General features: G+C 65.3%; 9 protein-coding genes. 7 read left to right on the top strand and 2 right to left on the bottom strand.

Going from position 1 to position 13,076, the window contains the following annotated elements; all coding sequences use genetic code 11:
* Positions 1-98: 98 nt before the first annotated feature.
* Genes C0V72_RS02545 through tatC form a run of 3 tightly spaced genes read left to right on the top strand, consistent with a single transcriptional unit; the run spans position 99 to position 1,610 of the window.
* Positions 99-341 carry a twin-arginine translocase TatA/TatE family subunit gene (locus tag C0V72_RS02545; RefSeq protein ID WP_101791644.1) on the top strand — a complete coding sequence of 81 codons (243 nt, stop codon included), beginning with the start codon at positions 99-101 and terminating at the stop codon, positions 339-341.
* Between the two features lie 38 nt (positions 342-379).
* Complete coding sequence (tatB, locus tag C0V72_RS02540; RefSeq protein WP_101791643.1) at positions 380-811, top strand: Sec-independent protein translocase protein TatB; 432 nt, start codon at positions 380-382, stop codon at positions 809-811.
* On the top strand, positions 798-1,610 hold the full coding sequence (tatC, locus tag C0V72_RS02535; protein WP_101791642.1) for a twin-arginine translocase subunit TatC: 813 nt from the start codon (positions 798-800) through the stop codon (positions 1,608-1,610). The genes tatB and tatC overlap by 14 nt, the downstream gene beginning before the upstream one ends.
* On the opposite strand, the gene C0V72_RS02530 is transcribed toward tatC, so the two are convergent.
* Positions 1,611-3,266 carry an amidohydrolase gene (locus C0V72_RS02530; protein WP_101791641.1) on the bottom strand — a complete coding sequence of 552 codons (1,656 nt, stop codon included), beginning with the start codon at positions 3,264-3,266 and terminating at the stop codon, positions 1,611-1,613.
* A 142-nt stretch (positions 3,267-3,408) separates the two neighbouring features.
* On the opposite strand from C0V72_RS02530, the gene C0V72_RS02525 reads away from it, so the two are divergent.
* From C0V72_RS02525 to C0V72_RS02510, 4 genes are all read left to right on the top strand, one after another.
* Positions 3,409-4,671 (top strand): threonine ammonia-lyase, encoded by a 1,263-nt coding sequence (locus C0V72_RS02525; protein WP_101791640.1) that lies wholly within the window; start codon positions 3,409-3,411, stop codon positions 4,669-4,671.
* Positions 4,672-4,882: 211 nt separating this feature from the next.
* Entirely contained in the window at positions 4,883-5,728 is an 846-nt protein-coding gene (locus C0V72_RS02520) for an arginyltransferase (protein WP_101791639.1), read from the top strand.
* Positions 5,729-5,855: 127 nt separating this feature from the next.
* Positions 5,856-8,084: an autotransporter assembly complex protein TamA gene (locus C0V72_RS02515; RefSeq protein ID WP_233999738.1), complete on the top strand. Its 2,229-nt coding sequence runs from the start codon at positions 5,856-5,858 to the stop codon at positions 8,082-8,084.
* Positions 8,084-12,325, top strand: a complete 4,242-nt coding sequence (locus C0V72_RS02510; RefSeq protein WP_101791637.1) for a translocation/assembly module TamB domain-containing protein — start codon at positions 8,084-8,086, stop codon at positions 12,323-12,325. Before C0V72_RS02515 ends, C0V72_RS02510 begins: the two co-directional genes overlap by 1 nt.
* 43 nt (positions 12,326-12,368) lie before the next feature.
* On the opposite strand, the gene C0V72_RS02505 is transcribed toward C0V72_RS02510, so the two are convergent.
* Complete coding sequence (locus C0V72_RS02505; RefSeq protein WP_101791636.1) at positions 12,369-12,965, bottom strand: lysozyme; 597 nt, start codon at positions 12,963-12,965, stop codon at positions 12,369-12,371.
* Positions 12,966-13,076 lie beyond the last annotated feature (111 nt).

Here is a 13,076-nt window from a genome sequence, read left to right as displayed (position 1 = left end):
CGCAGGCTTGGCCTAAATGGAAGGCTCATTACGCGCTGGACCGTGGTTCGGCGATGCGGCCCTCTTTCCCGCCCCGCCGCAGATCAGGAGTTGTGACAATGGGTATTGGTTCGCTGTGGCACTGGATCATCGTTCTGCTGATCGTGCTGATCCTGTTTGGACGCGGGCGCATTGCCGAAATGATGGGCGATTTCGGCAAGGGCATCTCCAGCTTCAAGAAGGGGCTGAACGAAACCGAGGAGACCGCCGTCAAGGCCGCCCGGATCGAGCCGCCGGCGGCTGCACCCACGGACGCTCCGGCGCCCGCCCCGGCTGACAAGTCCGACGCCACTGGCGCGTAATCGCTCCTTTTTGAGGAGGCGGCGCGGCCGCATCTGACATGTTCGATATCGGCGTTGGAGAGCTGCTGGTCATTCTGATCGTGGCGGTCGTGGTGATCGGCCCGAAGGATCTGCCGCTTGCCATGCGCACCGCAGGCCGATGGATCGGCAAGATGCGCCGCGTCTCCGCCCATTTCCGCTCCGGCATTGATGCGATGGTGCGCGAGGCGGAACTGGAAGAAATGGAAAAGAAGTGGAAGGCGCAGAACGAAGAGATCATGCGCCGGTCTGCCGCGCTGACCGAAGCTGAAGCGGGCGCGCCGGTGATGACGGGTCCGCCGCCGGTGGATGCCGCACCCGCGGCGCTGCCGCCGGTCCATGATGCAGCGCCAGCGGTTGGCGCAGCCTCTGCGGAAACCATTGCTGATCCGCTGGCGCAAATCCCTGCGCCAGAACCCACCCCCAAAGGCGCTGCCGATGTTCAAGGTTGACGACCTCGACGAGAGCCGCGCGCCTTTGCTCGATCACCTGATCGAATTGCGCACCCGCGTGATCCGGGCGCTGCTGGCGCTTGGGGTCGGCTTTGTCGTGTGCCTTTATTTTGCGGACGAAATCCTCGGTATTCTGGTCTTTCCGCTCAAGCAGGCTTTCCCCAAGGGCGAGGGCCAGCTTATCTTTACCAAGCTGCCCGAGGTGTTCTTCGTTGAACTGAAGGTCGCGCTGTTTGCAGGCTTCATGGTCAGCTTTCCGGTGATCGCCAACCAGCTCTGGGCCTTCGTCGCACCGGGGCTGTACGCACGCGAAAAGAAGGCGTTTCTGCCGTTTCTCTTCGCCACGCCGGTGCTGTTCGGCGCGGGTGCATCGCTCGCCTATTTCATTGTGATGCCGACCGCGTTCAAGTTCTTCCTGGGCTTTGGCGGCGAAGCGGGCGGATTGCAGGTGCAGGCTTTGCCGAGCGCGGGCGAGTATCTCACGCTCGTGATGCAGTTCATTCTCGGCTTTGGGGTGACGTTTCTGCTGCCGGTGCTGCTGCTGCTGTTGCACCGTGCGGGCATTGTAAGCCGGACGCAAATGGTCGCCGCGCGGCGTTACGTCATCGTCGGGATTTTCATCATTGCTGCGATCGTGACGCCGCCCGATCCCGGCTCGCAGATCATCCTGGCCGTGCCGTTGTGGCTGCTGTTCGAAGCGTCGCTGCTGCTGATGCGGTTTCAGGAGAAGGCTGTCGCCGCAGACCGGCTGGCGCGTGAGGCAGAACTGGCGGCGCAGGAGCAGGCTGCGGCCGAATAGCTACTTCGCCTCGCGCACCTTCTTGCCGCCAATCCAGACCTGAAGGATCTTGGTATCGCGCAGCGCTTCCGGCGAGGCGAACAGCGGATCGCGGTCGATCAGCAGGAAGTCGGCCCGCTCTCCGGGCAGCAGGCGGCCAAAGCGCCCCTCGGCAAACCCGGCATAGGCCGCATCCGCAGTAAACCCGGCGAGTGCAGTTTCACGGCTAACCGTTTCTTCCGGAAACCAACCGCCGAAGGGCTGCCCGCTGGCATCGGTGCGGCTGATCGCCGCTGCCATCCCGGCAAAGGGATCGGCAGGTTCCACCGGCGCGTCCGATCCGAAGGCGAGCTTGCCCCCCACCTTCAGCACGCTGCGCCACGGATAGGCCCCGTCCAGCCGGTCAGGCCCCAGCCGTGCTTCGGCCATCAGCCGGTCCGAGGTCTGGTGGAGCGGCTGCATCGAGGCGATCACGCCGTGCTGGCCAAGCCGCGCAATATCGACCGGGTCAATGATCTGGGTGTGTTCGATCCGCCAGCGCCGGTCACCCTTGTAGCTTTCCGACAGCTCCTCGATCGCGCTGAGCACTTCGGCGTTGGCGGCATCGCCAATGGCGTGAACCGCGGTCTGGAACCCGTCCATCGCCGCCCGGCTCATCAGGTTGCGCAATTGGGTCGGGCTCAGCAGCGGCAGGCCGCGCGTGCCGTGATCGTCGGCGTAAGGCTCTTTCAGGCTCGCGCCGCGCGATCCCAGCGCGCCGTCGAGGAACAGCTTGATCCCGCCCATGCGCAGCTTGTCATCATACAGCCAGCCGGTCGGCTCGCCCCCTGCCATCAGTTCGAGCGTTTCGATGCTGTCGGCATAGGACATGATCCGCACCACCAGACGCCCCTCGTCACCCGCGCGGCGGAAGGTTGTCCAGTCGGCGGGCTTGGTGCCCATGTCGGCGACTGCCGTGACGCCCTTGGCCAGCATCACGTCTTGTGCAGCGGCAAAGGCCAGATCGCGCTCTTCCGGGCGCGGCGGGGGGACGACCTTGGCCACCAGCGCGACGGCCTTGTCGACGAACACACCGGCCGGTGCGCCCTTGGCGTCGCGGATGATCTTGCCGCCATCGGGATCGGGGGTCTTGGCTGTCACGCCCGCTGTCTGGATTGCCAGCGTATTAGCCCAGTTGGCATGATTATCCGCGCGTTCCAGCCACACCGGGCGGTCGGCGACCACGGCATCGAGCTCGGCGGCGGTCGGGAACCGGCCCAGACCCCATTTTTCCTGATTCCACCCGCGCCCGATGATCCACGGCCGGCCCGGATTGGCATCGGCAAAGGCCTTGATCGTCGCCAGCGCGTCTTCAAGCGAGGTGGTGCCCGACAGATCGAGGGTGAGCGCGGCAAAGCCCATGTCCATCACATGGACGTGCGCGTCGATCAGTCCGGGGATCATCACCTCGCCCTTGCCATCAAGCCGGTAATCGACCTGCGGGCGCTTGTCCTCGCGGGCCAGCACCTGGGTAATCTTGCCCTCATCATCGAAGACCAGTCCGGTGAACCGCTTGACCTTGCCATCCGCGTCAATCGTCACCCCGTCGACATTGTCGATCAGCGTATCGGCCAGCGCCGGTGCCGACAGGGCAAGGGCAGAGACAGCGGCAAGAGCAAAAGCGATGGTGCGGGGCATGGCAATCCTTGAAGCGGCGCGAAAACAGGTCTGGGTGCGCTGCCTATCGCTTTGCCGGGCGCTTGCCAATCGGTGCGCGTATACGAAATCGGCAAGGCCGCGATTGCCCTTACGTCGCCAAGCCTCTAATCGCGCGGTCGCCATGTCGACACAACTCGCCCCCGCCAGCCCGAAAGGTGCCGCCGCCACACCGGCCGACCTGACCCTTGATGATGTTCGCGCTGCGGCTGCGCGGATTGCAGGTTCGGTGGTTGAAACACCGATGATGCATTCGATCACGCTGTCGCAGATTACCGGCGCGGATATCTGGCTGAAGTTTGAAAACCTCCAGTTTACTGCCGCTTACAAAGAGCGCGGAGCACTGAATGCGCTGCTGCTGCTGACCGAGGAACAGCGCGCGCGCGGCGTGATCGCAGCCTCGGCCGGCAACCATAGCCAAGGCCTATCCTATCACGGCACCCGGCTTGGCGTGCCGGTAACGATCGTGATGCCGCGCACCACGCCGACCGTTAAGGTGATGCAGACCGAAAGCGTCGGCGGCAAGGTCGTGCTGGAAGGCGAATCCTTTGATGAAGCCTACGCCCATGCCCGCAAGCTTGAAGGCGAGTTGGGCCTGACTTTTGTCCACCCGTTTGATGATCCCGATGTGGCGGCAGGCGCTGGCACGGTCGCGCTCGAAATGCTGGCGGTGAAACCCGATCTGGATTGCATTGTCACCCCGATTGGCGGCGGCGGGCTGATTTCGGGCATGGCGACCGTGGCCAAGGCGCTCAATCCGGATATCGAAGTGGTGGGTGTGCAGGCGGGGCTGTTTCCCAGCATGTTCGACCGGATCAAGGGCGCCAGCTTGCCGTGCGGCGGCGATACGCTGGCCGAAGGCATCGCGGTCAAACAGCCCGGCGATTTCACCGCCAGGGTGATCGCCGAAAAGGTTGACGACATCCTGCTGGTGGATGAGCCCGCGCTGGAAAAGGCGGTGGCGCTGCTGCTTCAGATTGAAAAGACGGTGGTGGAAGGCGCTGGTGCGGCGGGGCTTGCGGCGGTGCTGCGCAACCCGGCGCGGTTTGCGGGCAAGACCATCGGTCTGGCGCTGTGCGGCGGCAACATCGATACGCGGTTGCTGGCCAATGTGCTGCTGCGTGATCTGGCGCGCCAGGGCCGCCTTGCGCGCCTCAGGGTCACCTTGCAGGATCGCCCCGGCGCCCTGTTCCGGGTGATGCGCCTGTTTGACGAACACAACGTCAATATCATCGAGATCTACCACCAGCGCATCTTCACCACGCTGCCTGCCAAAGGCCTCATCACCGATATCGAATGCGAAGCGCGTGATGCCGAGCAGGTGGAGCGGCTGGTTGAGGGCCTGCGCGCTAATGGGTATTCGGTGCAGCTCGTCGAACTCGGCTGAAAATCAGGAATAATTTGCCAGCACCGACCCGGCGTTCGCGCCGGGCCGCACCACTTTGGGCGCAGTTTTGCGGTCAATTGAGCCGCTGTTCGCATATTCCGCGAGATTTTCATGGTTAAAGGACTTTTACCAGCGCATGGGTGCGGGCATAAGATTTTCTTAACGTTTCCGACCCTGCGCGATTCATGCGAAAAAAGGACTGGCACCACCCGTGACGGCACCAATCCGCTTCCCCCGGTTCTTTGTGACCAGCCCCGCACCTTGCCCCTATCTGCCCGGGCGGAGCGAGCGGAAGGTTTTTACCGAGTTGAAGGGCGCCCACGCCGATCAGTTGAATGAAGCGTTGGGGCGCATTGGTTTTCGCCGCAGCCAGACGGTGGCCTACCGTCCGTCATGCCTTGATTGTCAGGCCTGTGTCTCGGTCCGGGTCGTGGCTGGCGCCTTCCGGCCCTCAGCCACGCAGAAGCGCGATCTGAAACGCAATGCCGATCTGATCGTGACCGAATGTCGTCCTTGGGCGACCGATGAACAGTTTGAGCTGCTGTCGCGCTACCTTGGCCAGCGCCATCCCGATGGCGGGATGTCGGCGATGGACGAGCTTGATTACGCCGATATGATCGAACACACCCCGGTTGGCAGCGTGGTCACCGAATATCGCGAGCCTGGCCCCGGCGGAAAGCCCGGTCGGCTGATCGGTGCGTGCCTCACTGACCGGCAGAGCGACGGCCTGTCGATGATCTATTCGTTTTACGAACCCGATCATCCCGGACGTGCGGGTCTCGGTAATTTTATTATCCTCGATCATATTCGCCGGGCGGCGGCTGAGGCATTGCCTTACGTCTATCTGGGTTATTGGGTCGAAGGCAGTCCGCGTATGCAGTACAAGGTTCGCTACCGCCCGCTTGAGCGGCTGACCCGCGAAGGCTGGCAGTTGATGGAGGCGGCGGACCAGCATCGGTTGATTGCGGCAGCAACAGCGCCGCGCACAGCACAAGTTTCAGACCTGGTGGGCGCGCGGGGCAAGGATGGCCAGCCTGTCAAGTTCCCGTCCAGCTGAGGCGGTCGCAAGGCATCTCACGCTCGGTCTGGCACTTATCGCAGGATTGAGACGTGGATCGCTTGTGCTGGTTGCGGTTCCGGCTTCCGCTGCGTTTGCAGCGCAGCCGGCCGCGCCGCCAGCCGTCGTGCCTGCCACCGCTGAGCCGCCCGCTGCGGTCCCGGCAGCAGGCGATCCCGCGGCTGAGCCGCCTGTACGCGCTGAGCCGCAAGCTGTGCCAACGTCGCTGGATGATCTGATTCCGGCTGATGCTGTCGCCAATCCCGAAGCATGGGCTGCGGGCGGCGTTTCCAATCCTGCTCCGGTGGTTGAGGCCGGCAGCGATCTGACAGACCCGTTCTCGTCACCGATCGATGACCCTCTGGCCGGTTTTCTGCCGCCGCCCAATCCGGCCTTGCAGCCTGCGATTGACGAGACGTTTGCCAATTTTGCGCTGGAGGAGCCCGAGCCGCTCCCGGCCGATCCCGAGCTTGCAGAACTCCCCAGCCTCGCCGGGCCGGTGCTGGGCGAATTGCCCGAGCTGGCTGAGACGCGGATCAACGACCAGCTGGTGCTGGCGCTTCCGGCGGCGAAGGAAGCCTTCCCCGAAAGCGCTGAATTCGTCCAGCGGTTCAAGGATCTGTCGACGTTGGAGGCGTTTGACGACGACAGCGACTCAATCCCTCAGGTGGCGGCCCGCGCGCGCGCCGATGAAGAATTGCTGGGCAATATCCTGCGCACCTATGGCTATTACGGCGGTGAGGTTGTGCGTCAGCTATCGGGCGGTCGGCGTGCCAGTGATGCGGCCGGGGCCGCCGCGGATCAGGCCGCAGAGGCCGCAGCAAGCGAGCCCAGCGTGCGGTTCGATATTCTGCCGGGCACGCGCTACAGTTTCGGGCGGATCGACCTTGGGGCGCTGCCCGCCTTGCCGGAGCCCGACGCCAGCCGCCTGATTGCGGCGTTCGGGATTAAGCCGGGCGATCCGGTCTATGCCGACCGCATTGTGGAACGCGAACTCGAATTGCGCGTGGCGCTGGGGGAAACGGGCTATCCGTTTGCCGAGCTGGCAGAGCCGGAATTGCTGATCGATCATGCCCGCAGCGAAGGCGATCTGACGCTCGATGTGCAGCCGCGCGGCAAATATGTGTTCGGCGATATCATCAGCGCCGATGAGCGGTTTCTGTCCGGGCGCCATCTGGCTGAGATCGCGCGCTTTGATGAAGGCGATGTGTTCCAGCAGAGCCTTGAGACAGACCTGCGCCGGGCAATTATTGCCACCGGGTTGGTTTCCAGCGTGACCGTTACCCCGCGCGAAACCCGCGCGCCGGTTGGCAGCGAGCCGGGCGAAGTTGCGCTTGATGTCGCGTTTGACCGCGCGCCGGTGCGTACCGTTGCGGGCGCGATTGGTTACGGCACCGAGGATGGCTTCAAGGTTGAAGGCCGGTGGGAACACCGGAACCTGTTCCCGCCGGAAGGCGCGCTGCGGCTGCGAGGGATCCTTGGCACCCGCGAAGCACTCGCCAGCGTTGGCGTGCGGCGCAACAATTTCCTCGGCCGCGATCAGGTGCTTAGCGTGGACCTGTTCGCCAGCGATATCACGACGCAGGCGGTGGATTCGCGTGGTTTCGGGATGCGCGGCACGTTTGAGAAGGTATCGAACATCCTGTTCCAGAAGCCGCTGAGCTGGCAGTTGGGCGGCGAACTGCTTTATACCGACGAACGCAACCGGACCAGCCGCGTGGCCCCCGACGCTGTCGTGCCGCGCCAAGCCTATCTGATCGGCGGATTGTTCGGCAGTGTCACACTCGATGCGAGCGATGATCTGCTCGACCCTAACGAAGGTTACCGCGCTACGCTGTTCCTTGCGCCGGAGGTGTCACGGTCTGACGGGGCGCAAAGCTTCTATCTGCGCGCGCAGGGCGATGTGAGCTATTATCAATCGGTCGGGCCGGCGGTGCTGGCCGGACGGCTGCGTGCGGCAACCATTCAGGGCGCAGGCATTGACGATATTGCGCCGTCACGCCGGCTGTATGGCGGCGGCGGGGCGTCGGTGCGCGGCTATGGGTTCCAGGGCGTTGGCCCGCGCGATGATCTGGGTAACCCGACCGGCGGGGCCTCGTTGGTCGAATTCTCGCTGGAAGCGCGCGTGGAGACGCCGTTGTTTGGCGGCGCCATCGAGGTCGTGCCGTTTGTCGATGGCGGATCGGTCGCGCGCGGATCGACCCCGGATTTCGACGAGATCCGGTTCGGCGCCGGGGTGGGCATTCGCTACAAAACCACCTTTGGCCCCATCCGCGTCGATGTGGCGACCCCGATCAATCCCACCGCGTTCGATAGTCCGGTGGTGGTCTATGTCAGCCTGGGTCAGGCATTCTGATGGCGGCGGACGATCCTGTGCTGCCGGAAGCGCAAACCCAGTCAGCGCCAGCGCCGCGCAGCAGCGCCGCGCGCCGCTGGGGCAAGCGGCTGGCGTGGGCGCTGGCGATCCTGATTGCGCCGGTCCTGCTGGCCGCGGCTTTCTTTGCCACGCCGATCGGCAAGCGCTTCATTGCTGACCAGATTGCGGCTGTGGCGCCAGCCTCGGGCCTGCGCTTTACCGTCGGCCGGATCGAAGGCGACATCTATGGCAAGGCGGTGCTGCGGACCGTGGTGGTGCGCGATCCCAAGGGTGCGTTCCTGACGATCCCCGAAGTGCGGCTGGACTGGCGCCCGCTCAACTGGCTGCGCGGCGGGCTCGATATCCGGGAAGTGACCGCGCGGCGCGGACGGCTGACGCGCTTGCCCGAACTGCTTCCCGGTGATCCGGACGCGCCGCTGCTGCCCGATTTCGATATTCGCGTCGACAAGCTGGTGATCGATGATCTGGTGATCGCCAAGGGCATTGCCACCGCGCGTGACGAGCGGGCCGACATGACGGCCCGGATCGACATTCGCAAAGGCCGCGCGTTCATCGACGCCAAGGCGCGGTTGGGGGCCGAAGACCGGATCAATCTGCTGATCGATGCCCAGCCTGATGGCGACCGGTTCGATATTGCCGGCGATTACCGCGCTCCGGCTGGCGGTGTGCTGGCCGGGTTGGCAGGGCTGAAGGAAGGTTACACCGCGCGCATTGTCGGCGATGGCAGCTGGGTCAAGTGGCGCGGCGCCGCGCTGGCCCGGCGCCTTGATGCACAAAGCGCGCCCGTTGCCGCATTCCAGATCAGCAATGATGCGGGCCAATACGGGGTGATCGGGAAGCTGCGCGCCGGGCTGGCGGATGATACAATTGCAGGCCGGGCGCTGGGCGAAACGCTGTCGCTTGTGGTTGGCTTCAAGCTGGACAACAGCGTGGTGGAAGGCCGGGCCGCCGCGGTATCATCAGGGGTTGATCTGCGGGCCGCGGGCGCTGTCAATCTGGCGGACAAGGTGGTGGACGGTGCGCGGGTCCGGCTTACCATGCGCAACCCCGATCTGCTGGGTGAAAGCCTGCGGATCGAGGGCGGCGAGCTGATCGCCAATCTTTCGGGCGCGTTCGACGATCTTGCCATCAAGCACGAACTGACCGTTTCCCGCCTCACGGCATCCGGCGTGGTTGCCACCGGGCTGGCCCAATCGGGCGCCGCGCGGATCGAAGGAACAGTGCTCAGCCTGCCGCTGGCGCTGACAGCGCAGCGGGTGCAGACCGGTAATGCCTTTGCCGATCCTCGCCTTGTCAAAGGCCGGGCCAGCGGCATCATCACCTATGATTTTGCCAAGGCGCGCCTCGCGGCTGACAGGGCGCAGATTGCGTTTCCCGGGCTGGAGGCGGCGCTGTCCCTGCGCGGCGATGTTGGCGCCGGGGCCTATGCTGTCGCCGGGCCGATCAAAGCCAGTGCCTTGCGCGTCGAGGGCGCAGGCGTGGTGACCGCCAACGCCAAGATCCTCGCCAAGTTCGGCCCCGCCGTGCCGTGGAGCCTGCGCGCCAACCTGGCCGGAGTTCTCAGCCGGATCGGTAATGCGACCCTCGTCAATCTGGCTGGTGAGCAGGTGCGCTTCAAAGGCGCGCTGGGCATGGGCGCGGGCCAGCCGGTGGTGCTGCGCGATACCACCATCACCTCGCCGCGCCTGACCGCCCGGCTCGATAGCAAGCTGATGACCGCTGGCGGCGTCACGCGAACGGTCATCGCGGGCAGCGGACAGCAGGCGCAATATGGACCATTCCGTTTCGATGCCGAAGTCGCAGCCGATGGCCCGCGCGGCGTGCTGGTGCTGGCCGATCCCTACCCCGCGGCCGGACTGAAAGACGTCCGGATCGCGCTTGCCCCCAGCACAGAGGGCTTCGGCCTCGATGTTGCCGGCGGATCGCTGCTGGGCGAATTTGACGGCGCGATTGAACTGTTTCTTCCCGAAAACGCCCCCACACGGGTCGCGATCAACCGGCTGGATGTCTATCGCACCACAATCACCGGCGGCGTGGTGCTGGAAGATGCCGGGCCTTCCGGCGATCTGCGGCTGGCGGGCGGCGGCGTCAACGGCACGCTCTCGTTCCGCCCGCAAGGCGGCGGGGCAACCGGATTTGTCGTCGATCTGGCCGCGCGCAATGCCAGCTTTGGCGGCGCGACGCCGATCAGCATCACCCGCGCCGATATTGCGGCGACGGGGCGTTATGCTGATGGCAGCACGACACTGGAAGCGGACATCACCGCAGCCGGGTTCGAATATGGCAGTCTCAGCCTTGCCAGCATGACCGCCAAGGCGGCCATCAACAATGGCCGCGGCAAGGTTACGGGCAATATCGCCGGGCGGCGGTCTGACCGGTTTGCCGCGAATTTCGATGCCGAGGTGGCGCCCAGCCGGATAGCGGTGGCTGCGCGCGGGCAATACGGCAACGCCCAGATCACGATGCCGCGCCGTGCGGTGTTGACCGCTCTGGATGATGGCGGCTGGCAGCTGGCGCCGTCGCAGATCGGCCTGGGCGGCGGCTTCGCGATTGCCGAGGGCACCTTCGGCGGCGGCACCACTGCCGTTCAGCTGAAACTGTCGCGCATGCCGCTGCGGCTGCTGGATCTGGCGGGGACCGATCTCGGCCTTGGCGGACGATTGACCGGGATCATCGATTACCGCCAATCGGGCCGCGGAGTTCCCACGGCAACAGCCCGCGGGCGGATCGAACGGTTCAGCCGGGCAGGCCTCGTGCTTTCGTCCAAGCCGATCAATGTGCTTGGCGTGGTCAACCTTGGCGCCGACCGCCTGACGGCTGCGGCCCGGTTGTTTGAAGGGGAAGACCGGCGCGGCGATCTGGCCATGCGGATTACCGGCCTGTCGCCCACTGGCGCGCTGACCGACCGGCTGATGCGCGGACAGCTGGGGGCGCGGCTTTCGTTTGATGGTGCGGCTGAAACGCTGTGGCGGCTGGCAGCGATTGAGGCCTTTGATCTGGCCGGCCCCGTCCGTATCGCTGCGCGCGCCACCGGCACGCTCGCCAGCCCGCAAATCACCGGGACAGTCGCGAGCGATGATCTGACGGTGCAAAGCGGGTTGACCGGCACGCGCATTACCAATGTCAATGCGCGCGGCCGATTTGCCGGATCACGGCTGGAGCTGGTGCGCTTTGCCGGGCAGACGCCGGGCGGCGGCACGATCAGCGGCAGCGGCACAATCGATCTGGCGGGCATGGGCGCGGCGCGCGGGCCAAGCCTTGATCTGCGGGCCGCGGTCAAGCAGGCCCGGTTGCTTGATGCCAACGGGCTTGAAGCGACGATTACGGGCCCCTTGCGGATCGTTTCCAACGGGCTGGGCGGCACGATCGCCGGGCGCGTGAAGATCGACCGGGCGCGCTGGGCGCTGGGGATCGCTGAAGAGGATGTCGCGCTGCCGCAAATCGCCACGCGCGAGATCAATGGCGATGGTGCGCGCGGCCGGACGCAGGTTTCGGGCCGTGATGCGGCGTGGCGCTATCTGGTGAATGCCTCGGCGCCAAGCAGGGTGGCGGTCGAAGGGTTGGGGCTGGAGAGCGAGTGGGGCATCGACATCGCGCTGCGCGGGACGGTTGATGATCCGCGCATCGGTGGCACCGCTCAGCTTGTGCGCGGCGATTACACCTTTGCCGGCACCCGCTTTGATCTGACCCGAGGGCGGATTCTGTTCGATGTGGGCGAGCCGATCAATCCGCGGCTTGATGTGCTGGCTGAGACCGCCAAGAACGGCACCAATGTCGATATCGCTATCACCGGCAATGCCCAATCGCCGACGATTGCCTTCTCCAGCGATCCAGCCTTGCCTGAAGAGGAGATTCTGGCCCGGCTGCTGTTCGGCGGTTCGGTCACGTCGCTCTCGGCGACGGATGCGGTGCAATTGGCAGCGGCGCTTGCGGCGCTGCGCGGCGGCGGCGGCGGCCTTGATCCGATTGGCGAGTTGCGCCGGTCAATCGGGCTGGATCAACTGCGCATCATCAGCGCCGACCCGCTGATCGGGCGCGGCACGGGGATTGCGATTGGCAAGAACATTACCCGCAGCATCTATGTCGAGCTGGTAACCGACGGGCGCGGTTACAGCGCAACGCAGGTCGAATACCGTATCACCAGCTGGCTGGCCTTGCTTGGGACGGTATCGACCATCGGCCGCGATTCGGTGCTGGTGCAGGTCAGCCGGGATTACTGAGGGCGTTTGATCACCCGCGCATAGGTGAAGACGGCCCGGCCCATCACGGCGCCGGACTAAGATACAATGCCGCCTCTGCCGCACGGCGGCGCACCAGGCCCTTCAGCACGCGGCCACCGGCGCGGTTCCAGCGGGCAAACTCGCGCGCGGCCCCTGCGGTGTCTCCGGCGATGTGGCGCCGGGTCAATGCGGCGCGGGCGATTGCGCCGGTATTGTAGTGAAAGCTGACGAACGCATCGAACTGGGCCTGTGTGGTCGGCGCGGTGCGGATGACGGCGGAAACATCGGCGGCGTAACGCGCCAGATCCTGTGCCAGGCGGGCATCGCACTGGACCTGCGTCCAACAGGTGCCGGGGCCGATCACGCCCCCGCCAAATCTGTCGCGGCCGGTTGCACCCCAACCGATGGTCCAAGGTTCAGCGCCGGTGCCGGGATCAGGGTAGGCTTCCACCATCCCATCGTGCCGGATCCGGGCGCAGCCCTCGAACTGTTTGATCAGCGCGATACCCACGGCGCTGATCGTCTGCTGCTGTGCGGGCATGGGGACGGGCGGGATGGGGGGCGGGGGCGTTGCAGGTGTGGCAATCGCAGCGAGGCGGCGGATCAGCGTCAGCAACGAGGTGGCAGGTTGGTAGGGCATGGCGGCGGCCTCTTGAAGGGAGAGAGGCCGGGGAATTAGGCACGCTTGGCGCGGGTAGGAAAATGAAATCTTGGCAGGCCTGCTGCGGTATACCACCCACGCTGGCGGCAA

Origin of the sequence: Porphyrobacter sp. TH134, assembly GCF_002855495.1 — a bacterium.
In the GTDB taxonomy this organism is placed as follows: Bacteria; Pseudomonadota; Alphaproteobacteria; order Sphingomonadales; family Sphingomonadaceae; genus Erythrobacter.
Note: the sequence above shows the minus strand (reverse complement) of the source record. Positions and strands in the feature narration are given on the sequence as shown.